The sequence below is a fragment of the Flavobacterium quisquiliarum genome (assembly GCF_019308285.1).
In the GTDB taxonomy this organism is placed as follows: Bacteria; Bacteroidota; Bacteroidia; order Flavobacteriales; family Flavobacteriaceae; genus Flavobacterium; species Flavobacterium quisquiliarum.
On sequence record NZ_WWEM01000012.1, the window covers coordinates 157975 to 181435 of the forward strand.

Genomic DNA, 23461 nt, shown 5'->3' on the forward strand with positions numbered 1-23461 from the left:
TGACAAATATAATCCACGTAAAATTTTAATTTATGTATCGAATTTTTAAATGTTTTCTAGTCTTTTTTCTAGTGAGCATCACTACTGTTTATGCCCAGTCAACAGGAACTATTACTGGACAGATTAAATTAGTTGACGGTCAGCCGTTTGCGTCTACTTCAGTTTCCTTAATCGAATTAAACCGATCTACTCTAACAGACGAACAAGGTAACTACAGCTTTAAAAATATTCCAGCTGGAAATTATACAATCAAAATTCAGGCATTAGGAACTGCCGAAAAAGAAATTCAAACCACTGTAAATTCAGGAGAAACTGCTGTTGTAGATTATCAGCTTCCTAAAGAAAATGTTATGGCATTGCAGGAAGTTACGGTTTCTGGTTCTGTAAACCGCTTTTCTAAAAAGGAAAGTAAGTATGTTGCTCGTTTGCCATTGAAAAACCTTGAAAATCCACAGGTTTATAATACCGTATCTAAAGAGGTAATTATGGAACAGTCTGCTGTTGATCTTGGAAGTATTTCTAAAAATGTACCAGGTGCTGGTATTCCAATGATTGCCAATCAGGGACGTGTTACTTTCCGCTCACGTGGTTTTGAAACAGAACCAAATGCACGAAATGGTGTTGCTGGAGCGGCATTCTCTTCTATTGATCCAGCAAATTTAGAGCGTATCGAAGCGATCAAAGGACCATCTGCAACGTTATTTGGTGCCAGTGTAGCCAGTAGTTATGGAGGTGTTTATAACCGTGTAACCAAAAAGCCTTATAATGATTTTGGCGCTGAAGTATCTTTTACCGGAGGAAGTTACAATTTTAACCGTCTTGTAGTTGACGTAAACACACCAGTAAATGAAGATAAAACGGCTTTGTTCCGACTTAACGGAGCTACGACACAGCAGAAAAGTTTTCAGGATCTTGGTTTTACTAAAAATATCAGTATTGCTCCTAGTTTTTCTTATCAGATTACAGACAGACTTTCTCTTTTATTGGATGTAGAATTTGGACAGGAAAAAGGTACTTCTGTAGTTCGTTTTAATCCTTTCAACAGAAGCAATACCACAAGATCTATTGTAGGTATTGCTTTTCCCTACGAAAGAACTTTTATGAGTAACGATTTGGTTTACAATACACAGATGCTGAATATTTTTGCGCAGATCAATTACAAAATATCAGAAGAATGGACTTCACAGACTATTGTTTCAAGAGCTAGATCGACTATTGATGGCTATATTACTGCAATTAATGCTTTAAGTGATACAACAGCCAGAGTTCAGGTTATTACTGGAAATACCAATTTTATTGCAACTGATATTCAGCAGAATTTTATTGGTGACTTTAAAATTGGTCAATTTAGAAACCGAATAGTAGCTGGTTTAGATTATTACAATAATTACAATGATTTTGACCGTTTGACAATCAATACGCCTACATTTGATTTTATAAACCCTCCGGCTAATTCTGGTGCTAACAAACAAATGGTAGATAACCTCGCAGAATCAGGAAGCGGAACATTGCGTAAAGAAAAAAACAGAGACAATACGTATGCTGTCTATGTATCGGATGTTTTTAATGTAACCGATAGATTATCAGCAATGGCAAGTCTTCGTGTAGATCGTTATGAATATTTAGGTGTTTATAATATCGCTACTGGAGTTACTGCGGGTGGACTTGGTGCAAACGGTACTTCTGCGGGACCTTATAATCAGACTTCACTTTCTCCAAAATTTGGTGCTGTTTATGAAATCAGCAAAGACCACTTATCTGTTTTTTCTAATTACATGAACGGATTTTTAAATAAAAGTGGACAGGCTCTTGACGGAACCGCTTTCAAACCTGAAGAAGCGAACCAGGTAGAATTTGGTGTTAAAGGTGATGTTTTCAACCATCGTTTAGTGGGAACTATCAGTTATTATGATATTAAAGTACAAAACTCGCTTAGACAAGATCCAAATGATGCAAATTATTCGATCCAAGATGGAACACAGCAGAGCAAAGGTTTTGAAGCTGAATTTACGGCTAACCCAATTGACGGTTTAAACATTATTGCAGGATATGCTTATAATGATAGTAAATACACCAAAGCCGATACATCAGTTAATGGTTTACGTCCTGCTCTTTCGGGTCCTGCTAATACTGTAAACTTATGGTTGAGTTATCGTTTGCCTGAAGGGAAATTTCAGGGATTAGGAGCTGGTTTTGGTGCTAATTACGGAAGCATGTCTTATGTTGTAAACACACAGACTACTAAAGTTACCATTCCAGAATACACTATTTTAGATGCTGCTTTGTATTATGATCAGCCTAAATACAGAATTAGTTTTAAAGTGAACAATCTTACCAGTGAAAAAGCTTGGAATGTGAGACTTACTCCTCAGGCTCCAGCACAATTCTTAGGTAGTTTTGCTTTAAAGTTCTAATTACTACTTAATAACGAGTTATACTAAAGACTGTTCTTATGAGCAGTCTTTTTCCTTATAAAAGAATAAAAATTACCTAAGTCTATTTAAACCGTTTTCTTTTAGATGAAAAATATATTTTTAATAAAGTTTTGTTTTTTCTGCCTGTATCTTTTTAGTCCAAAAGTAATGGCGAGCGCCTATTGGATTGATGTAAAAGGCAGTAACAAAATTAATACTCCTGTAACAATTGAATTGTGTTACGGCAGTATGGACGAATATGGCATAAGACATAGAGATACGGGAAAAGAACTAAAACTTGCAGGAGATTTTTTGATTTATATCCTAAAGCCTGATGGGACAAAACAAAACCTAAATCTTACCCTTCAGAAAGACTGCTGGTCTACGTCTTTTAGTCCAAAAAGTGAAGGTCAATATCGAATTATCGGAATTAACGATAAACATCCTGTTGTAGATCGTTCTGCTTCGGGTGGCGAAAATGTTCTGCCAATAGATTATATAACAGCTGCCTATATTATTGGCAACGGAATTGTCTCTGATAATGTTCCCGTACAGAAACTGGATCTGATTTCTCTTTTTGAAAATGGAAAAGTTACAGTAAAAGCATTTTTGGATGGAAAACCTTCAAAAGCAGGAACCAAACTTCGTGTTTTTAATCCTGAAAACTGGGAAAAAGAACTTTTATTAAACAAAGAAGGAGAAGCTGTATTTTATCCTACAATGAAAGGATTATACATCATTAGACAAGATTGGACAGAACCTGTTTCCGGCAATTATAAAGATGCAAAATATAGTAGTAAACGCCATCGTTGTAATTATTATTTTTTACATCAATAAACATTTGTAATCATATTTATTATAACACAATCATAAATAAAACGCTCAAAATATTCTTTTATAAAAGACCATTTTTAAGCGTTTTATTTTATAATAGACAGAGGTTTCTAAACTATTAAAACAACTTATTTTTAATTTCTTTATACTTAGAACGCCCAATAGGCAGTAGTTCTCCGTTTTTTAATTGCATGCTATACTTCCCTCCTGCTTCTACAACAATTTTATCAGCCTGATCCCAACAGAGAATATAGGATTTATGAATTCTTTCGAATGTTTCAGGAAGCAGTTTTTCTAAGGCTTCAAGTGATTTATCGTGTAGTTCTATTTTATCATTTGATAAATGTAATTCGGTATAAATTCCAGCTCCTTTAATATATCGAATTTCGTTAATAGGAATAAGACGAAATGTTTTTGCTTTTCTAACCGCCAAAAAACGAACATCTCCGCCAAATTGTTTTCCCGATGAAGTATAACGAGTAAAAGCTTGAGCCAATCTATGTTCATCAAAAGGTTTGGGCACAAAATCTAGTACGCCATAATTGAACGCTGTAATAGCTTTATCTGTGTAAGCTGAAATAATAATAGTCTGAAACGGGCCAGCAACAAAAGTCTGCAGAATCTCAAATCCATCTTCTCCATTTAGATTTAAGTCCAGTAGAAGAAGATCAATCGAATGTTTTTCAATCGTATCTAATCCGGTTTCCAGTGAATCAGAAAGAAGAATCTGCACATCTTTATCAAAGAAATCACAAGTCATTCTTTCGATTCTTTTCGCGATACGGGCTTCGTCTTCAATTATTAATATTTTCATTTTTTGTTAAAAATTTTAATGGTTGTTTCCCATCCTTTTGCTACAGAATGAGAATCGAAAGACCAATTTTCACCATAACTTTCCGTTAATCTCGCTTTAATATACTTAAAACCAGTCCCTTTTGTTTTATTGTTTTTAGTTAATCGATTTTCGGCCAATGTCAGTAATGTATATTTGTTGAAGTTTTTTTCTTTGGTAAAACTTAAAGAGAAAACAATACATCCTTCTTTTGGAGGAAGACTGTGGGTAATTCCGTTTTCAATAATGGTATGAAGAACAGCCGGAGGAATTGTTTCATCTTCATCAATTCCTTCGTCTTTCCATTCATAACAAATTTCTTTACGAAAAGACATTACTTCTAAATGTCTTCGGCACAAATCAATTTCCTGTCTTATTGGTATCAGTGTGTCTTCTGCAATATCATTCATAATATCAAATTCTTCTGCTAGAGCACGAATAAAAACAACACCGTCTTTAGGCGATTCTTCTATCCAGTCTATCAGTGAAGTCAGAGTATTTCGAAGAAAATGAGGTTGAATATTTTTCTTAATCAATTGCAATTGTAATCTTGACGAAAGCAGTAATGATGCATTATGAGCTTCTTCAATTGCTTTTGTGCGTATAGTGTGCAAATAAAGCATGCATAAAACTAAAATGGTAAAAGCAATAAACAATCCGAAATCATAAAACATAAAATAATTGACTGCTACACCGGCCAATAATCCTACTGCCACTATAATTCCTCCTTTGACTTTCCGAAACACAGCTTCTAAAGCGATCACAATAGAAAAAAAGCGGGCAGCTATCGTAAAATAGGCAGCAGATAAATCAAACTGACCATAATAAACAATATAGATTGTTACAAGTGTGATAAATAAAAGAAGTAAAAATAATCTCTTTCTTTTAAACTCAAACTGAAGCATAAAATACCACGGTACGAGAATTGAAACAACAAAAGTCAGCCATCCAATAATTTTTAGACGGGTATAAAACTGGTTGTAAGGAATAATCACATAATATTTTACATATTCCAATATAAGCAAACAGAAGAAAAGCAGACAGATTATTCCGAAAAGCAACACTGACAATTCTTTCCGTGAGCTATTTAAATAAAGGAAAAAATAATATACTGCTGCAATCAAGAAAGCACCAGCCATAAGATTCATAAAAGAATTTACAATGAGTGGCGAACGATGAAGTAATAAGTAACTTTTAAGCTTTACGTGTATATCCCGCTCAGCATCTCGACAATAATGTCTTGTGCCTATTATAGTGATAATATGTTTTCCAATGTTTGAGAATTTCTCAGGGATTTGATAATAGGTTGTTTCTGTTCCAGGTATTTCTGCTAGGCCTGATTTTGTCATTTGACCATTTCTTCCAACAAAAATACCGTCCCAGTACACATCAAAAGCACCAAAAGCATTAACCTGAAGTCCTAATGATTCGGATTCATTTTCGCGTTTTAGTATTTCAATTTCCGTTTCAAATTTAAAAGAAGAACTATCTGCTTTATTCTTTTCATACAGCTGATGATCGTAATCGACATCATAAGCTACATCAGATTTAACATACTCGTTATAATGTTTACATGAGGCAAACAACAGCAGAAATAAAACGATAGAAAACAGTGATTTATACATAAGATAAAGATAAAATAAATATTGAATTGAGAAATGCATTTGAGAAGTCTATAGAGCCGTTCACATGTTTTCAGAAACTCTATTTGATTTTATCCTTTAATCTTGTACTGCAAAATCAATCAAAAAATGAAACAGTTAATAATCAGTATTTTAATTTTATTTATACCCCATTTTGGCATTGCCCAGCAAACCGTTATTTCTGGTAAAGTAAGGGACAATGCCACAAAAGAAGCATTGCCCTATGCAACGGTGACAATCCAAGATAACGCGTCAAAAACAATCATTACTGGCATCACTGATAATAATGGTTTATTACGTTTGGAAGCAAATCTAACAAATACCATAACAATCTTATTGAGTTACACAGGCTATCAAAATTATACTCGAACATTGGAAATTACATCAGAAAAATCAAAAATAGAACTCGGAACAATTGATTTAATTCCCGATGCTGTACAATTAAAAGCAGTAGAAATTACCAGCGAAAAATCCAACATCAGCCTAAAACTGGATAAAAAAGTTTTTGAAGTTGGCAAAGATATACTCTCGCAAAATGGCTCTGCTCACGATGTTTTAAATGGTGTTCCATCTGTTGCTGTCAGTCCAGCTGGAGCAATAAGCCTTCGTGGCAACAATAATGTTTTAGTATTGATTAATGGACGACAATCTGGTCTTACACAAAACAATGCGCTTGATCAAATTGCTGCCGATCAGATTGAACGAATTGAGGTTATCACCAACCCGTCTTCAAGATATGATGCTGCAGGCTCTGCTGGTATTATTAATATCATTTTGAAAAAGAACAAAAAAAGCGGTTTCAGCGGTCAGGTAAGACTAGTAGCAGGTTCACCTAATGACAGTCGTTTGAATCCAAGCATTAATTACAAATCAGATAAAATCAATATTTTTTCAAATTTTAGTATACGTTCAAGTGATTATGAAGGCTTATATACCACCAACCAATCAACTAATACTAATGGTACTGCTAATTTTATGGACCGTGTTCAGAATGAAGACCGCCATGACGATGGCAAACTGCTTTATCTGGGTGCTGATTATTATATTAACGAACATCAAACCATAACTGCCGCTTTTTTAAAGAATGCCACACACGATAATGATAAAACTGATTTATTTTATAATTATAGAAGCAATCCTAACAGTTCTACTCCTGACAGCCTTTTAACAAGACACGGAAAATCATTAGAAAAACGAGATTACAGTCAGTTTGAATTTAATTATACCCGAACCTTCGAACAAAAAGCAAAAAAATGGACTATTGATGTTCAATACGACTGGTGGAACAGCGATAAAAAATGGGATCTTTCTACACAACGTTCTCTTCCTGATCCCGTAGTTTATCCCGGCATACGAACAAGATCAATCGGAAACAGCAGAGATTTTTTGGCTAAGAGTGATTTTATTCAACCAATTGACAGCGTTTCGACTTTAGAATTTGGAATAAAAACGGAAATAAGAAAAGTTTCCAGCGATTATTTAGCAGAAGAACAGCAAGATGATAATTGGGCAATTTATCAAAATATTGATAATGATTTAAATTACAATGAAACTATAACAGGTGCTTATACGCAATTTAGTGACAAAATAAAGGCATTTAGTTATATGCTGGGATTTAGAGCGGAGTTTACAGATATTACAATCAAAGACCTAAATAACACTTACAATGAACAAAAAAAATACAATAAACTCTTTCCTACGGTTAACTTGAGTTATAAATTAAATGCTTCAACTTTGCAGGTAAATTACAGCAAACGTATTAGACGTCCTTCCTTATATGCTTTATATCCTTTCAATGAAGTCACAGATTTAAATGCACAGTATATTGGAAATCCCGATTTGAATCCGTCTTATACAGATGCTTTTGAAATGGCTTTTCTTAAAACTTGGAAAACATTTACTTTAAACCCTTCTGTTTATTATCAATACGAAAAAAATTATATTCAGGATTTTACCTTTCGTCAGGATGATATTTTCCTTACAATGCCTATTAATATCAATTACGAAATACGTAGGGGAATCGAATTGTCTACATTGTACAATCCGTTAAAATGGCTTCAGATCAATGCTGAAATGAATTTTTATCATTTTAAGCAAAAAGGGAATTATATGGAAAAAGACCTAGATTACAGCAGTAATAACCTTACCGGAAGATTAAGTACACAAATTAAACTACCTTCAAAATTCAGTTTTCAAGGACGTTACAATTTTCTCGGAGCGAAACGTGATGCACAAACTACCAACGAAGCATTACAATCTATTGATTTTGGGCTTAGCAAACTACTGCTCAAAGACAAAGCCACTATTGTTTTTGATGTTACAAATGCTTTTAATCTTCGTCAGATTAAAAACACTACAACAGGGAGTGATTATGTTATTAATAACAATATTATCCCCAATGCTGCGAGATACCGTTTGAGTTTTGTTTATCGTTTTAATTTGACTGATCCAAAGGTAATCAGACAGGCTAAAGATGCTAATAGAAATTAATGTATTTTAAAACTTATCAATATCTACATTAAAAACCTCTCTAAATCCTATTTCTAACGAAATGGGATTTTTTATTTACTTTTGTAAAACACAATCAGCTCACATGAAACGTTCCGGCACAGCAGATCTTCCTTTACATTACGGACAAGTGCCGCTATGGCTTTCTGAGCGAATGTCGAAATTGGGACTATCAATAGTCGAAACAATTGCTTTGGAATTTTCGACATCCGAAGTAATAAGCAAATTGAGTAATCCATTTTGGTTTCAAAGTTTTGGCTCCGTTATGGGAATGGACTGGCATTCTTCTGGAATTACAACTTCTGTACTTGGAGCATTAAAAAAATCTGTCAATCCACATTCAAAAGAACTTGGAATTTACATTTGCGGAGGCAAGGGCAAAAATTCACTTTTAACACCGCAGGAACTTTTATTTGTCGGAGAGAAAACAGGCTTAGACGGAATTAATCTTGCCAACTGCAGTCGTCTAACCGCTAAAGTTGATAATACTGCCATTCAGGATGGATTCCAATTGTATCAGCATAATTTCATTGTGGATAATAAAGGACAATGGGCAGTGATACAACAAGGCATGAACCCTAACTCTAAAACAGCCAGAAGATATCATTGGCATTCACAGGATTTAAAATCATTTATAAATGAACCTCACACTTTTATTTATGGAGAAAATCAAGGTACAATCTTAAATCTTACCGCTCAAGCTGCAGAAAAATCGAGAGAAGGTATTTTAGAATTAATACACGAATCTCCTTCTAAAATAATAAAAGAAATGCAGCATCTCTCAATGCCCGCTCATCATGATGTGAGACTAGAAGATGTCAATATGAAGAGATTGGGAGCAATGCTTTGGACTACCCATGAAAACAAACCGGAAGATTTTGAAGAACTGCTGCTTTTGAAAGGAATGGGACCGAGAGCACTGCAGTCTCTAGCTTTAGTAAGTGAAATTATTTACGGCACTCCTACCCGATTTGAAGATCCAGCACGTTTTTCATTCGCTCATGGAGGAAAAGATGGACATCCATTTCCTGTTCCTATAAAAATTTATGATGAGACAATTGATACACTACAACGTGCTATTAACCGTGCCAAAATTGGAAACACGGATAAAATCGACGCGATCAAAAAATTATCTGAAATCTCAAGAAAAGCAGAACAAAGCTTTACTCCCAACACTAATCTTGATGCATTAATTCAAAAAGAAAGAGAAGAATCATATAAATATGGAGGAAAGACCGTTTTTGGAGATGCCAAACCTCCTAAAAATAAACCTTCAAACCCAAGCAATCAACTAGAATTGTTTTAAAAAAATCAAGAAAAATAATTTTTATTATTAAATATAAATTAAAAATGTCCCTGACTTTATCAGAGACATTCTTAATTTTTAATTCTTTTCTTCATTATTCAATTTGTCATCGAAGTCAGGTTCTTTTCCTTTGAATTTATGAGTATCAGTATCATAATTTTCATCATTAGTCAAAACTTCATCATGATCTCTATATTGATGTTTTCTTGTGTCACTTCTATTATCAGAACCACCTTTTTTAGCAGCATCCGGATTTTGATTGTTTGTTTTCATAATCTCCAAGATTTAAATTTCAATAAAATTACTTTAAATCTTAAAACCTATTTTTATACAATCACTGCTAAAAGTTATAAAACTAGCATAATCAACAACATAGTCCTTTAAGCTCAATTTAATTACATGTATCCAGCTCCATCTGTTTTACTCAATCTTGAAAACGTTATGCTGGACAAAATCGTAAAAACAGCAAGAACAATAAAAGTATATTGAAAAGCTTTAGCAGTGTTTAATTCAAAAATTCCTGACTGAAATAAAGACAAAACCAAACTTGCGACAGAAACGCCGAAACTCACCGACAATTGCTGCATAATAACAAGCATTGTATTTCCGCCACTAGCTGTATCCTGATCAAGATCTGATAATGTAATGGTATTCATTGCTGACATTTGAATGGATGTAAAAACCCCATAAAAAATCATCAATACAATATAATAAGGCAGTGGTGTTTCTTTGGTAACAAAACCTAAAACAATCAAGATTAATCCGAGCATTATAGTATTACTAATTAGAACTGTTCTGTAACCAAAGAATTTTATAATGCTCACCATAAAAGGCTTAACTGCTACATTCGACAAAGCAGATGGAAGCAAAAGCAAGCCAGATACTGAAGCTGAATAACCAAAACTTGTCTGGAGCATTAACGGCAATAACAAAGGTAGTCCGCCTATTCCCAGTCTGGTTATTAAACTTCCTTTTAAGCCTATTTTCAATGTTCGAATATTGAGCAGTCTTAAATCAATTATGGGTTTTTCGGTTCTTTTGTAATGAATATAATAGAAAAGAGATAGTAAACCTGAAAGAAAAAGCAATCCTAAAATGACCATCATATGTGTTCTTCCATTACCAATAAGCTCAAGAACCATAGTAATAAATATAAGAGCTAAACTAAAGTATACTAATCCTCTAAAATCAAATCTGCCTACAGCATGTTTGAAATTAGGCATTATTTTGTATGCCATCGAAATTCCGATTAGACCAATAGGAACATTCACTAAAAATATCCAGTGCCATGACAAATGATCAGACAGAAATCCGCCGAGACTTGGGCCTGCAACCATTCCTAAAAGCCCAAAAACAGTAATAAAATTCATCGTCTTTAATAGTTCGCTTTTAGGATATTGATATAAAATAGCCAACCTTGCAATTGGAACCATCATTGATGCTCCAACTGCTTGTAAAACACGAGCTAAATTAAAACTCTGCAAATCAACAGACAAAGCACAAAATAAAGAACCTGTTACAAATAAAAAAACGGCAATCATAAACATTGTCCGAGTTCCAAACTTATCTGCAAGCCAGCCCGATAAGGGTATAAACATTGCCAACGTAAGCGTATATGTGACAATTACAGAATGCATTTCTGTTGGAGAATATCCCATATCCCTTGCAATAGAAGGAAGAGAAGTATTGAGAATTGTTCCGTCAAGGGACTGAATAAACATGGCTATGGCGGTAACCCAAGGTAAAAGATGCACGGCGTTCTGTTCTTTTTTTTCTTCTGTTTTGTCCAAAATATCTGTTTCTTTACGGTAATATCTTAAAATGTCGATTAAAGGCTTCCTAGTTTTTAAGCCCCTTTTTATTGAGTTAAGTTAAATTTAAACATTCTTATTGAAATTTTTTGTCTTTTTAAAATTCAATTTCATTCAAATAATTTCTTTATTTTCTTAATTTAAAAAACACTTTTAAACTCTTCGTAAATTATGATAGAAAATCTTGAAAAATATCCTCATAAATTACCCTTTTCTTATTACCTAAATTCTGATGTAATTTTTCTAGCCAAAGATCTTTTGGGAAAACTCCTTTATACTCAAATAGGCGGAAAAATAACCAGCGGTATTATAGTAGAAACAGAAGCCTATTTTGGTGTGCAAGATAAAGCTTCTCACGCGTATGGAGGCAGACGAACCAATCGAACCGAAACATTGTATACAAGCGGTGGTGTTTCTTATGTTTACTTATGTTATGGTATTCATCATCTTTTCAATATAGTAAGTTCTGTTGAAGGTGAACCACATGCCGTTTTAATAAGAGCAATTGAACCCGCTGAGGGAAAGGAAATTATGGAAGAAAGAAGAAATATGCCTGTTTCTAAAGCTGCAATTTCAGCTGGTCCAGGCTCTGCGGCAAAAGCATTGGGAATAGACGCTTCTTTTAATAAAAAAGATCTAAATGGCTCTGAGATTTGGATTGAAGATCATGGTATTCGATATTCTGAGAAAGAAATTGCAGCTACTCCGCGTATCGGTGTTGCTTATGCACAGGAAGATGCTCTTTTGCCATGGCGTTTTTTTGTTAAAGGAAATAAATACGTTAGTAAACCTAACAAAATATAAACCAAAAAGTTACAACAATAAACAACTGGTAATACTATAAAATTAAAACTTTAAACTATAAAAATAATACTCTCTCGTGTTTGTAGCTTTGGAATAATATACAATCTTAATTTGATTGCATTTTGCAAAACCATTAAATAATGATCAGAATCGTTTTAATTAACTTCTAAAAATCTAACAATGGAAAATTTAAAAACAAACCGCGACAAAAAATACTGCAGTATTTCCCATACTAAAATTTATTCTGTTGATAATGATGAATTAGTGTGTTTGAAAATATATCAGGGAGATTGGGGAGATTGGGACGAAACACCTGAAAATAATAAAAATTGTGAGTTGAATAGAGATGATGTTTAATAATTGGCTTAATTTTATCATTAAAACCTCATTCACTATTTTACCAATTAGAATTTTAAATGCCATAATAAGAAAAATACAAGCCACATATAAAATAGATATACTTTTTTTTAAAGCATTACTGTAATCAAAAAAAAGCCTCTAATCATTAAAATTAGAGGCTTTTCTATTATCTTTTGATTGCTTAACGCCAACCCAGTTCTGGCGCAATATATTCTAATATAGAAGACAATATATGGACATTATACTCAACGCCTAATGTATTAGGAATTGTAAGCAATAATGTATCTGCTTCTTGAATTGCTTCATCTTCGGCCAGTTGTTTAATTAATTTTTCTGGTTCCGCTGCATAACCTCTTCCAAAGATAGCACGTTTATCACTTTCGATATAACCAAAACTATCAGTCGCTTTGCCTTGATCTCCAAAATAAAATTTATCTTGATCATTTACTAAAGCAAAAATCGAACGGCTTACTGAAACTCTAGCTTCACGTTCATGTCCTGCTTTTTTCCAAGCTTCTTTATACAATCTGATTTGTTCTGCCTGCTGAATATGAAATGGTTTTCCATTTTCATCAAACTTTAGGGTTGAGCTTTGTAAGTGCATTCCGTTTTCGGCTGCCCAAATTGCGGTTGCATTAGATGCTGCTCCCCACCAAATACGCTCTCTCAATCCTTCAGAATGTGGTTCAAGACGTAGTAAACCTGGTGGATTTGGAAACATTGGATACGGATTTGGTTCTGCGAATCCTTCTCCACTCAGCTTATCCAAAAATTCTAACGCTTTTTTACGTCCCATATCTGCATCGGTTTCGCCTTCTTCTGGTTCATATCCAAAAGAACGCCAGCCGTCAATTACTTGTTCAGGCGAACCCCTGCTGATTCCTAATTGCAATCGTCCTTCCGAAATGATGTCCGCTGCACCAGCATCTTCGACCATATACAACGGATTTTCATACCGCATATCAATTACACCTGTTCCAATTTCTATTTTCTTTGTTTTGGCACCAATAGCCGAAAGCAAAGGAAATGGCGATGCGAGCTGCTGAGCAAAATGATGAACACGGAAATAAGCTCCGTCTATACCAATTTCTTCTGCAGCAACAGCCAAATCAATAGATTGTAACAGTGTGTCGCTAGCCGTACGAGCTTTATAGGAAGGATGATTGGCCCAATGTCCAAACGATAAAAATCCTATTTTTTTCATAGCTACAGTATATATTTTACAATCTCAAATATACGCATCATTATTGGTTCTTTAATGGAAAAGATCCCAATAGTTAATTCTGTTTTTGAATCCATTTCAAACTAAAGCATTCCAAATTTATCTCGATAACTTTTCAATTCTAAATCCATTTTATATTGCAATTTCTCCAAAAGAATTATTTTATCTTTTAACAACTGACATACAAAAATATAATCTGTACTTTTAATAGTATTGCTTTCACTAGTTCTCTTTTCAAAATACTGTTCGCTTTCAAACTGTATTATACTTTGCATGCTGACTTCCAGCACAGCAGCAATTTCCTGTAATTTCTTCAGACTTACTTTACTTATTCCTTTTTCGATTTTACTATATCCTGCCTGCGTCATTCCTAATCTGTCGGCCACATATTCTTGAGTATAGTTTTTTAGTTCTCTGATGTTTTTTATGCTATTATTTATATTTACTGCCATCTGTTTAAATTTTATAAATTGTACCTCATTAATTAAATTCATATCTATTTACAAATGATAATTGCAAATAAATAATCAAAAATGAACCTTCGCAATAACAAATGTTAATCGTTTGGCGTGTTTTTTATTTTACTGGCATATTTTAAACGGCTTAAATGCACCGAGCTGATATTAAGATAAGATGCAATATGATATTGCGGAACCCGCTGCAGTAAAGTGGGAAACTGCGTATTCATCGTTTCATAGCGTTCTAGCGGAGAATGCATATAGAATGCTTTAATTTTATCATTTAGAATGAAGAAATAATCTTCTGTAATAAGTCTTCCTAATTTTTCGCCATTTCTGAGCGTACTGTATAAGGTTTGAAGCATTTCAAAAGTTACTTCTATAACTAAAGTGTCTTCTACAGCCTGTATGGAAAAACTCGAAGGAATGTTTTTTAAGAAACTTTCATAATCAACACCAAAAGTACCTTCTAGACAAAAATGAAATGTTTTTTCTTCTCCTTTTTCATCAGCATAATAAATTCGAAGTAAACCTCCTGCTACAAAAAAAATCTTGCCACATATTTCATTCTGATTTAAAAGCATGCTCTTTTTAGGAAAAAATGTACTTTTAAGCCTACTGTAACAGTATTCCCATTCCGATTCATCGATTTCAACATAATTAGAAATCAATTTATATATATTCTCTATTCCATTGTTTTTTAAATTTTCAAATTGTTTTCTCTTCATATTTCTAATTTTTGGCGTGTACATTATATGTTTAACTTTTGGATTTAATTCTTAGACAAAATTAAATCATTACCGAATCTTAATAAATTGAAAATTTAAAAGCTTTTGTTAAAGATTAGAAAGATAGCTTTTCATTTTATAACTCAAAAAAAAAGAAGAAAATTGCCCGCCAATATAGATATCTGGCTGATTTTAACAAAAAATGAGTTATATTTAATATATAGAAATAAAAATCATTAATTAAACAAAATCCACAACAATAAGGAAGAATTTTATAATTTCAATGTTAAACAAAATCAATATGAAACAACTGATTTTTTTACTGCTTTCCATTTTTGTTTCTTCTTGTTCCACTGTATTAAACAGTACAAAAATTGATTACTTAACAAGCAATTATTGCCAGCCAACAATCGAATATGATTATTCTAAATTAGAAATCCCCAAACAAAATTTCATTCAGCAGGATAGTATTTTAAACGCGAATCTATCTAAACACGATATCTTGATTAGCAATGCCATTGGTATTGAAGTTTATCTAACAGCATATCTTCAAATAAAAAAAGACACTTTAAAAAAATTGGTCTTAAAACAAAAAATCACTGATCGTTTAATACTTACCAGCATCGAAATAAATGCATTAGCCTCTGAATTGGACTGTAATGGCGAACGTATAAACAAACTAGCCGATTATGTTAACGGCTTAAATAATAAAAAAACTAAAAACCTTACTGTTGCTTCCGTAACTATAGGTGCTTTGACTACAGTAGCTGCCGTTTTAGTCAAAAACAATAATTCTAGCAATGCAGTTGCTGTGAGCGGCGGATTGTTAAGTGCGGGATTGGGAGCTTTGACTATTGCTCCAAAAGGAAAAAAAATAGAATTAAAATTACAACGAAATCTGTTGGGAAATATTTGGTACAATGATAACTCGAATAGAGCTTATCCTAACTCTATATGGATCATTATTAACGAAAAACAGTTTAGTAATTCTGGAAAAAATGATCTACAGGAAAGTATAAAAAACAGATGGCTTCAATATAATTTTAATGGAAAAATAGATGCAAAAACACAAAAACTATTTTTTGATGACGGCGGTATTTATACTGCAGATGATTTGTACACACGAGCCAATATGCTTAATGAATTACAGGCAACTATCCGCTCTCTTGAACAGGATTTGAAAAGTTTATCGCTAAAACTGAATTCTTTATAATCTTAATTTAAAAACACCAATAGGTTTATTTGTCATTCTTTTCTGAAATGATAATTTTGTATCTAATCGAAAATTATATACAAGTAAAAAATGGACTTAAAGTTTAGTCATATCGATGTTTTAGTAAAAGACCTTCAAACGGCCTGCGATTATTATTCAAAAATATTAAAGGCCGAAATTTCAAAAAAGTTTACTTGGCAAAGAGATGATCTTCATGTGACTTATGCTGTTGTAAAAATGGGACAAGAAAAATTCATGCTTGTACAGCCTTTTTCAGGAAATCTTAAAAATCTTTTGGACAGCAAAGGCGAGGGAACTATTTATCGCCATTGTTATTCAGCTCCAGACATCGAAGCTGTTTATGATGAATTGATCGAGGCTGATCTTCAACCCGAAGATGAAAATGGAAATCCGTTATCAAAAGAAAAACTCAATTCACCAAGCGGCGTCCGAATCATTTGGCTACCCAAACGTTTTGGAGAGTTTTCAATTGAAATATTGGAAGAATCAGGACTTGAGGATTTTATGACCGAGGCGTTTGAAAAAAATTAGTGATCAGTGTTCAGATTTTAGTGGTCAGTCGAAGTCGAACGCTGTCAAAGTTTTGAACTTTGACAGCGTTGTATTTTTACAACTTGTACACCAAAAACCTGACCACTGACCACTGAAAACTTATTTCAAAGGATTCCCGCTTTGATCAAGAGAACCGGCTTTAATAACAATCATTTTATCCAGCTTAACATACTTTTTAATCGCATCATTAACCTGCTGTAAAGTGGCTTTTTCAATGTCTTTTGGATATTGGTCAATATAGTTTGGTTCTAAACCTCTTTCGATAAAACCTAAAATTGTTCTCGCCATGCCGCTTGTAGTAGACATTCCTACTTTAAAACTTCCGATTAAATTGGTTTTCTTGTTTTCCAGTTCTTCTGCTGTAATTCCGTCTTTTACCCATTTGTCCACCTGAACCATTGTCGCATCAAGCCCTTTTTGGAATAAATTCGGGTTGAAAGAAGCATTTACATACCAATAACCTCCTGTTTCAATATTTCCTCCTATTCCAGATGAAATGTTATAGGTCAATCCATCATTATCACGAACTGTCTGCATCAAACGTCCAGCAAATCCAGCACCTAAAGTGTAATTCCCAATGTAAAATGGAATATAATCGGCATCGGCTCTTTTTAAACCTGTATATTGTCCAATGAATAATTCAGCACTTGGTTTTTCAGGAATTGTTACTACTTCTGTTTTTGAAGCTGCCTTTGAAGCTTCTTCAAATTTTAATTTTTCAGCAACTCCTCCGTTCCAATTTTTGAATGATTTTTTTAAGGAATTATTTAAGTTCGCTCCTTCTGTATCTCCCACAATTACCAGACGCATTGAAGCAGGTCCAAAATATTTTTTATGAAAAACCTTTATTTCTTCTAAAGTGGCTTTCTTGATATTTTCGATATTTTCCTCAACACTTAAACTATAATTTGGATTTCCTTTTGGATAGATTGCTTGAGACAAAGCAATATCTCCTCTTTCTCCAGGACTATTTAAACTCTGCTGCGTGTTTCCGATAAACTGCTGTTTTAAGTTCTCGAATTCTTTAGCATCAAAAAGCGGATTTCTAAGTTCTTCCGCCAGTAAAACAACAACCTGATCCAAATCTTTTTTCAAACATTTAAAACCAATGTTGATTTTGAAAGAAGAAGCGCTTACATTCAAACTTACTCCTAGTTTCTGAAGTTTTTCTGAGAATTTGAATTTATCATTCAGCGTAGTTCCTTTTGAAAGCATTGAAGCCGTCAACGCAGGAATAATATCATTTTTAGTCTCGATTGCATAATTTCCCAACGAAATACTCGCTGCAACAGTCACAAAATCTTTAGCAGAAGTTTTTACTGAAACCACATCAATTCCTGAAACTTTTTCTCTTTTATAAGCTGATGCTGTTTTTTCAAATGCACTTTCTGCTTTTGTAATTTCCTCCAATGCATTATTTTCTGAATAAGCTTCTAAAGAATTGCATTCTGAGTGATTATCTTCATTTTCTGGATGTCTGTAATAAAAAGGGCCATTTTCTTCCACAAAATTATTTGCTTTGGCCAGGTCTTTATTCTGTGAGCCAGACTGTTTCGGAATAAAATAGCCTGTTGTGCTCTGATCTTCCACCAAATATTTGTTAGCCACACGAAGCACATCAGCTGGAGTTACTTTCTTTAATCGGTCAATGCCTGTTATATAATCTGTCCAGTCTCCTGACGCAATAGCTTCGTTTAATTCTGATGCAATTACACCAGATCCATCTCTCTTCAAGACAGTCTGAGCACTGATTTTTGCTACAACACGATTCACTTCATCCTGAGTCACGCCATCTTTCTGGATTTTAGCTACCACTTCGCTGATTTTAGCATCAATATCTTCGTGTTTTGAAGTGGTTGGAAATCCAACGCCAATAGTAAAAAGTCCAACTTCTTTAAAGTTGGTAGCACTGGCATAAGAATAATTTCCTAAACGGGTATCGACAAAAGTTTTATTCAAAATTGCAGATGGCCCATTTCCAATAATCTGAGCCAGAATATTCAATGCTGGCAGATCTTCATTTAGAGCGCCTGGAATTTTATAGGCTTTGTTGACAACGCCCAACTCCCCAGGTTTTCTTACTACAATTTTACGTGCTCCATATTGTTGAGGTTCTTCCGTGTAAGGCTGAGGCATTACGTGTGGTGCTTTAGTAATTTTTCCGAAATATTTTTCGATCAATTCAAAAACATTCTCTTTTCTAAAATCGCCGATAATAGTTAAAGTCGCATTATCAGGCCAGTAATACGTGTTATAAAAATTCTTTAAAACCTCAATCGGCGCTTTTTCAATATCCGATTTCCATCCTATTGTGGAATGATGATAAGGATGTGCAATATAAGCCGATGCCCAGATTTCTTTGTCCAATAAACTGTTCGGATTGTTTTCGCCTCTTTCAAATTCGTTTCTTACAACCGTCATTTCGGCTTCTTTGTCTTCTTTTAATAACAAAGAATTACGCATTCTATCAGCTTCAATCTTAAGTGCCAACTCGATTTTATCACTTGGTAGTGTTTCATAATAATTGGTTCGATCGTACCAAGTTGTGGCATTTATCTGTGCTCCGTTATTTTGAAGAACATCAGGTATGCTGTTTTTATTCTTTTTATTAAAAGTTGGTGTTCCTTTAAACATTAAATGTTCTAAAAGATGCGTTGAGCCAGTGTTTCCCAACACCTCGTGCTTAGAACCAACGCGGTAGACAATCTGTACGGTTGCAACTGGAGAAGCATTGTCCTGTAGCAGCAGCACACTCATGCCATTTGGTTCGTACAAATATTCTTCAATCCCACCTAATTCTTTGATTTTCTTAAAATTAACCGATTTACTCTGCGCTGAAATCAAGGTGCAGAAAGCTAGTGAGCAATAGCCCAAAAAGATGTATTTTTTCATTTTTTGTTGATTGAAATTATTCGTGTAAATATAAAACTATTCTTACTTTAAAGAATAGTTTTATATTGCAAAAAAAACAGAATTAACTTACTTTTTTATAAAAATTTCTTTTAATCTAGAGTGAAGTGCTTCTTCTCTAAGGTTTTTGTCAATAATTTTACCTTCAGGGTCAATTAAATAGTTGGTAGGAACCATCTTTACACCATATAAAACAGCTGTTTCATTTTTCCATCCCTTTAGATCCGAAACGTGATTCCAAATTAAACCATCTTTTTCGATTGCTTTTTCCCAAAGGTCTTTTTTATCATCCAGAGAAACTCCCAATATATCAAGTCCTTTTTCATGATAAGTATTGTAAGCTTTAACCACATAAGGATTTTCTTTTCGGCAAGGCCCACACCAAGATGCCCAGAAATCGACCAAAACATACTTCCCTTTGTAGTCTGATAATTTTATAATTTTTCCGTTTACGTCTGTTTGAGAAAATTCAGGTGCTATCGCTCCAATCGCAGTTTTTTCAGCAATTTCAATTTCTTTTTTTACTTTTTTTCCATAAAAAGATTGTTGAATTTCCGGTGTCAAAAGAGCATAATATTCTTTTACTTTCTCAGGAGTTCCTAAAGTAACAACTCGTTCGTTAATAATTAAAGCTGCAGCCAATTTATCTTTGTGATCTACAATAAATTTTTCTGTCAACTGATTTCCTTGAGCTTGTAAATCATCCCAACGTTTGTCTAAGATAGTCTTTTGCTCAGGTGTTAATTTTACTTTCCCTTTTTGAGTTAAAGAATCTGCCATTTTGTAAACTGGAGCCGCCAAATCATTGACCTTTTTGAATTCGTTTTTATAATAGGATTTATAAATAGAATCTTGTTTGGCTCCCGAAAATTTGGCTTCCTGAATAGAATCTTTTTTAGCTTCAAAAGTAATCGTTTCGTTATCTAGTAAAAAACGTGTTCCAAACTCTGCTCCTTTTAGTTTTATCACATACAACAAAGGTTCGTCTACTTTACCTTTAAAAGTAAAACTGCCATTGGTTATGGTTGAAGAATCGGTTATTTTCTTTTCACCATCGGTAAATTCAAGATAAACCATTCCATCTTTTACATCTGCAAATTTTCCGTTTATGGTATAACCTTCTTCTTTCTTAGAGCAGGAAGTTATGGTGCTTATCAGCGTTAAAGCCAATAAACCCGATTTTAAAATTGTATTTCTCATAATATTTTTTTTGATTTTATGATCAATTTGTTACAATAAACTATCAAGCAGTTTTACCAATTTTTCATCTGAAGGTCTTGGTGCATTTTGGTTTACAATATTGCCTTTTGGATCAAGTAAAATAAAACGTGGAATTCCTTTAATATAATAACGATCTGAAAATTCTACAGGAGAATTGCCACCTGCCCAAAGCTGCACGCCGCCCATCTTTTTTTCAACAATCATTGCTCTCCACTTTTCTAATTCTTTTTCTCGGTCGATAGAAATACTAACAAATGTGATATTTTTTCCTTTATACTTCTCTTCTATTTCATTCAAAAATGGAACTTCATTTAAACACGGATGACACCAAGTTGCCCAAACGTCTATATAAACATATTTGCCTCGAAGGTCTTTTAAAGAAGTTGTTCCGCCTGCATAATTTAAGTAATTGTTGAATTCCGGAGATGCCATGCCGGGAGCCAGTTCTTTTAAGATTTTTTTCTGTTCTTCATACATCGGCTGCATACTTTCTTTCAATTTTGATACATCTTCCACTTGTTTAGCTGAAAATGCTGGATCAATTTTCCCCTTGTTCTTCTCCACCAAATCAATTATTGTTTTTTTGTAAGCATCTATCTGTCTGTTATACTCTTTTTCTTCAAGACTTAAAAAATCACTATACGGAAATTCTCCGATCAAAGCATTGTTAAGCGAATCCTTTAAGTATAATATGGAGTTTTCGATACTTCCCTTTCCTTCAAATTTTAGTGATTTAGCTTCATTTACAAACTTAACTTTTAAGTCCGATCCGTTTTTAAGATATACTACATTTCCTTTTGCATAGTAAAGACTGTAATAACCCGGCTGATCTAACTTTACAGTTTCTTTAAAAGTACCATCACTATTAATTTTTACTGTAATGTTTTTATTCTCTTTTCTATTCAATAGTTTTAATTCCTTACCTTCTATAGGCTTAGAAATTTTTCCTGAAACTACTGCATAGTCTGCATTTTTAGTCTGAGAATTCACTGAAATGAATGGTAAAGCCAATAGAACAAGTATTTGTTTCAAATTTGTTTTCATTGTTTGATTTTTTTGTTAAAATGTTAAAGTATAATTGATGTTGAAATTTTAAAATAAGGTAATAGTTTAGTGTACCTGATAGGTTTTAACAACCTATCAGATAAACACTAAGAATTAAAAAAAATGAATACTAATTCCGATTCAAGGGTAATGGATATCTAATATCCTGGGTTCTTTTCTAACAATTTATTACCAATCATTGCTTTCAAAGGAATTGGAAGTATAAATTGATTTACAGACTTTAAAGAAGGTTTTTCAGTAAATGCAGAGACATCTCCTAAAGCATGATAACGAATTAAATCGTACCAGCATTCTCCGTTTTCGAAGAACAGTTCTAAGAGTTTTTCTTCTCGTATGTCTTTTAACAGTTGTTCTTTAGTAGTAAATACTTTAGCCGTTGCGCCAGAACGAGCTCTTATATTATTTAATTTAGTAAGTGCTAAACTCGAATCACCATTACTACGTACTATGGCTTCTGCATAGATTAAATACATTTCTGCCATTCTAAGGTAGTAATTGGTGTTTCCAACTCCCGTATTTCCACTTGAATTAAAAGGATATTTACCTTGTTTGTTCGTACCTTTAGTGTTCGCAGAATAAGCAAATAAAAATCTGGAATCATACCCAGATCCATTTCCAGTTAAATTTCCTGCTCCGGCTACCTGTGCATCTGCCACTTTATCTAAAATAGTACTATAAGTCGTTCTGTTGATTTGATTCATAGAAACATCTTTCTCAGTAGTATTAAGATTGGTATAAGGTGCAAAAATTACTTCTTTTGAATTGTAAGTATTTGTAAAAATTGCAGCATAAGTGGTTTCTAGTCCATAATTTTCAGTGTTATTGATTACTTCAAGTGCCAGAGTTGCAGCTCCTGTATAATCTTTAGTAGTCAGTTTTACCTTTGCAAGCAATGCTTTTGCAGCCAAACTTCCTCCATAATAATGTTTTACATTTTTAGGGCCGTTTGTTATTGCATATTCTAAATCCTGAATAATTAAATTATAGGTTTCCTGAACTGTATTTCTTTTTTGAGCCTCTACATCTCGGGAAAATTTAGTTCTTACTACTACTCCATAATTAGAACTTAAATCATAAAACTGTCCAAAATTTCTAAGCAGATTAAAATAAGCCAGCGCTCTGTTAAATTTTGATTGGGCAATCATTTGTAATTTACTTGGTTCGTCAATTCCTACTGCACTGCCGTTTTCTAATTTTTCAATTACAATATTTGCCTGATTGATTATCGCATAGTAATTATTGTAAACTGAAGAAAGATAATCATTGTCAGGATCTACCTGATTCAGATTCATACCTGTAGAACCAGAAATAGCGCCAGTAATAAAGCCTTCATTTCCTTCTGCTGCCAAATGAATCGGTAAAAATCCTGTGTTATATTCTCTCCATTGTTTATACACCCCATTTAAAGCATTTTGTGCAGACTCTTTATCCCTGATGACATTTTCATCTGTCAATTGGTTGATTGGTTTTACTTCATCAATACTACAGCTTGCGATAGAAAGAGAGCAGATACACAGATATATAAACTTAATATGTTTTATTTTTTTCATAATAGCTAA

At 33.5% G+C, this 23461-nt stretch carries 19 protein-coding genes; 8 read left to right on the forward strand and 11 right to left on the reverse strand.

The window, feature by feature from the left end; translation table 11 throughout:
* The first annotated feature begins 32 nt into the window (after nt 1–32).
* Entirely contained in the window at nt 33–2414 is a 2382-nt protein-coding gene (locus tag GSY47_RS04480; protein WP_219071125.1) for a TonB-dependent receptor, read from the forward strand.
* A 168-nt stretch (nt 2415–2582) separates the two neighbouring features.
* Nucleotides 2583–3251: a hypothetical protein gene (locus GSY47_RS04485; protein ID WP_179003661.1), complete on the forward strand. Its 669-nt coding sequence runs from the start codon at nt 2583–2585 to the stop codon at nt 3249–3251.
* Between the two features lie 115 nt (nt 3252–3366).
* On the opposite strand, the gene GSY47_RS04490 is transcribed toward GSY47_RS04485, so the two are convergent.
* Complete coding sequence (locus GSY47_RS04490) at nt 3367–4062, reverse strand: LytR/AlgR family response regulator transcription factor (RefSeq protein ID WP_179003660.1); 696 nt, start codon at nt 4060–4062, stop codon at nt 3367–3369.
* A complete protein-coding gene (locus tag GSY47_RS04495; RefSeq protein ID WP_246611263.1) occupies nt 4059–5705 on the reverse strand; it encodes a histidine kinase in 1647 nt (548 codons plus the stop codon). Before GSY47_RS04495 ends, GSY47_RS04490 begins: the two co-directional genes overlap by 4 nt.
* A gap of 126 nt (nt 5706–5831) precedes the next feature.
* On the opposite strand from GSY47_RS04495, the gene GSY47_RS04500 reads away from it, so the two are divergent.
* Entirely contained in the window at nt 5832–8213 is a 2382-nt protein-coding gene (locus tag GSY47_RS04500) for an outer membrane beta-barrel family protein (protein ID WP_179003658.1), read from the forward strand.
* Nucleotides 8214–8316: 103 nt separating this feature from the next.
* Nucleotides 8317–9537 carry a DUF763 domain-containing protein gene (locus GSY47_RS04505; protein WP_179003657.1) on the forward strand — a complete coding sequence of 407 codons (1221 nt, stop codon included), beginning with the start codon at nt 8317–8319 and terminating at the stop codon, nt 9535–9537.
* Nucleotides 9538–9615: 78 nt separating this feature from the next.
* Here GSY47_RS04505 and GSY47_RS04510 read toward each other — a convergent pair whose 3' ends face one another.
* Nucleotides 9616–9810: a hypothetical protein gene (locus GSY47_RS04510; RefSeq protein WP_179003656.1), complete on the reverse strand. Its 195-nt coding sequence runs from the start codon at nt 9808–9810 to the stop codon at nt 9616–9618.
* 122 nt (nt 9811–9932) lie between these two features.
* A complete protein-coding gene (locus tag GSY47_RS04515) occupies nt 9933–11327 on the reverse strand; it encodes an MFS transporter (protein WP_246611264.1) in 1395 nt (464 codons plus the stop codon).
* 192 nt (nt 11328–11519) lie between these two features.
* Between GSY47_RS04515 and GSY47_RS04520 the strand changes: the two genes are divergently transcribed.
* On the forward strand, nt 11520–12152 hold the full coding sequence (locus tag GSY47_RS04520) for a DNA-3-methyladenine glycosylase (RefSeq protein WP_219071127.1): 633 nt from the start codon (nt 11520–11522) through the stop codon (nt 12150–12152).
* Nucleotides 12153–12332: 180 nt separating this feature from the next.
* The gene (locus GSY47_RS04525) at nt 12333–12509 is read left to right on the forward strand and encodes a hypothetical protein (protein ID WP_179003655.1); all 177 of its coding nucleotides are present in this window, start codon (nt 12333–12335) and stop codon (nt 12507–12509) included.
* Nucleotides 12510–12693: 184 nt separating this feature from the next.
* On the opposite strand, the gene GSY47_RS04530 is transcribed toward GSY47_RS04525, so the two are convergent.
* The 3 genes from GSY47_RS04530 to GSY47_RS04540 form a co-directional block, all read right to left on the reverse strand.
* Nucleotides 12694–13716, reverse strand: coding sequence for an LLM class flavin-dependent oxidoreductase (locus tag GSY47_RS04530; RefSeq protein WP_179003654.1), 1023 nt, complete (start codon nt 13714–13716; stop codon nt 12694–12696).
* A gap of 101 nt (nt 13717–13817) precedes the next feature.
* Nucleotides 13818–14186 carry a helix-turn-helix domain-containing protein gene (locus GSY47_RS04535; RefSeq protein WP_179003653.1) on the reverse strand — a complete coding sequence of 123 codons (369 nt, stop codon included), beginning with the start codon at nt 14184–14186 and terminating at the stop codon, nt 13818–13820.
* A gap of 104 nt (nt 14187–14290) precedes the next feature.
* Complete coding sequence (locus tag GSY47_RS04540; protein WP_179003652.1) at nt 14291–14920, reverse strand: Crp/Fnr family transcriptional regulator; 630 nt, start codon at nt 14918–14920, stop codon at nt 14291–14293.
* A gap of 301 nt (nt 14921–15221) precedes the next feature.
* Here GSY47_RS04540 and GSY47_RS04545 point away from each other — a divergent pair, with 301 nt between their 5' ends.
* Together GSY47_RS04545 and GSY47_RS04550 are read left to right on the forward strand one after the other, a co-directional pair.
* On the forward strand, nt 15222–16133 hold the full coding sequence (locus tag GSY47_RS04545) for a hypothetical protein (protein WP_246611265.1): 912 nt from the start codon (nt 15222–15224) through the stop codon (nt 16131–16133).
* Between the two features lie 90 nt (nt 16134–16223).
* Nucleotides 16224–16685 (forward strand): VOC family protein, encoded by a 462-nt coding sequence (locus GSY47_RS04550; RefSeq protein WP_179003650.1) that lies wholly within the window; start codon nt 16224–16226, stop codon nt 16683–16685.
* 120 nt (nt 16686–16805) lie between these two features.
* Here GSY47_RS04550 and GSY47_RS04555 read toward each other — a convergent pair whose 3' ends face one another.
* From GSY47_RS04555 to GSY47_RS04570, 4 genes are all read right to left on the reverse strand, one after another.
* Nucleotides 16806–19598, reverse strand: a complete 2793-nt coding sequence (locus GSY47_RS04555) for a M16 family metallopeptidase (protein WP_179003649.1) — start codon at nt 19596–19598, stop codon at nt 16806–16808.
* A gap of 87 nt (nt 19599–19685) precedes the next feature.
* Nucleotides 19686–20816, reverse strand: coding sequence for a TlpA disulfide reductase family protein (locus GSY47_RS04560; protein WP_179003648.1), 1131 nt, complete (start codon nt 20814–20816; stop codon nt 19686–19688).
* Between the two features lie 30 nt (nt 20817–20846).
* Complete coding sequence (locus GSY47_RS04565) at nt 20847–21881, reverse strand: TlpA family protein disulfide reductase (RefSeq protein WP_219071128.1); 1035 nt, start codon at nt 21879–21881, stop codon at nt 20847–20849.
* 158 nt (nt 21882–22039) lie between these two features.
* Nucleotides 22040–23452, reverse strand: coding sequence for a RagB/SusD family nutrient uptake outer membrane protein (locus GSY47_RS04570; RefSeq protein ID WP_179003646.1), 1413 nt, complete (start codon nt 23450–23452; stop codon nt 22040–22042).
* Between the last annotated feature and the right edge of the window lie 9 nt (nt 23453–23461).

Coding starts and splice junctions, on each gene's coding strand:
- GSY47_RS04520 (WP_219071127.1), top strand. CDS start 11,520: ATGATAGAAAATCTTGAAAAATATCCTCATAAATTACCCTTTTCTTAT.
- GSY47_RS04480 (WP_219071125.1), top strand. CDS start 33: ATGTATCGAATTTTTAAATGTTTTCTAGTCTTTTTTCTAGTGAGCATC.
- GSY47_RS04545 (WP_246611265.1), top strand. CDS start 15,222: ATGAAACAACTGATTTTTTTACTGCTTTCCATTTTTGTTTCTTCTTGT.
- GSY47_RS04550 (WP_179003650.1), top strand. CDS start 16,224: ATGGACTTAAAGTTTAGTCATATCGATGTTTTAGTAAAAGACCTTCAA.
- GSY47_RS04540 (WP_179003652.1), bottom strand. CDS start 14,920: ATGAAGAGAAAACAATTTGAAAATTTAAAAAACAATGGAATAGAGAAT.
- GSY47_RS04510 (WP_179003656.1), bottom strand. CDS start 9,810: ATGAAAACAAACAATCAAAATCCGGATGCTGCTAAAAAAGGTGGTTCT.
- GSY47_RS04530 (WP_179003654.1), bottom strand. CDS start 13,716: ATGAAAAAAATAGGATTTTTATCGTTTGGACATTGGGCCAATCATCCT.
- GSY47_RS04555 (WP_179003649.1), bottom strand. CDS start 19,598: ATGAAAAAATACATCTTTTTGGGCTATTGCTCACTAGCTTTCTGCACC.
- GSY47_RS04535 (WP_179003653.1), bottom strand. CDS start 14,186: ATGGCAGTAAATATAAATAATAGCATAAAAAACATCAGAGAACTAAAA.
- GSY47_RS04490 (WP_179003660.1), bottom strand. CDS start 4,062: ATGAAAATATTAATAATTGAAGACGAAGCCCGTATCGCGAAAAGAATC.
- GSY47_RS04565 (WP_219071128.1), bottom strand. CDS start 21,881: ATGAAAACAAATTTGAAACAAATACTTGTTCTATTGGCTTTACCATTC.
- GSY47_RS04560 (WP_179003648.1), bottom strand. CDS start 20,816: ATGAGAAATACAATTTTAAAATCGGGTTTATTGGCTTTAACGCTGATA.
- GSY47_RS04525 (WP_179003655.1), top strand. CDS start 12,333: ATGGAAAATTTAAAAACAAACCGCGACAAAAAATACTGCAGTATTTCC.
- GSY47_RS04495 (WP_246611263.1), bottom strand. CDS start 5,705: ATGTATAAATCACTGTTTTCTATCGTTTTATTTCTGCTGTTGTTTGCC.
- GSY47_RS04485 (WP_179003661.1), top strand. CDS start 2,583: ATGGCGAGCGCCTATTGGATTGATGTAAAAGGCAGTAACAAAATTAAT.
- GSY47_RS04505 (WP_179003657.1), top strand. CDS start 8,317: ATGAAACGTTCCGGCACAGCAGATCTTCCTTTACATTACGGACAAGTG.
- GSY47_RS04500 (WP_179003658.1), top strand. CDS start 5,832: ATGAAACAGTTAATAATCAGTATTTTAATTTTATTTATACCCCATTTT.
- GSY47_RS04570 (WP_179003646.1), bottom strand. CDS start 23,452: ATGAAAAAAATAAAACATATTAAGTTTATATATCTGTGTATCTGCTCT.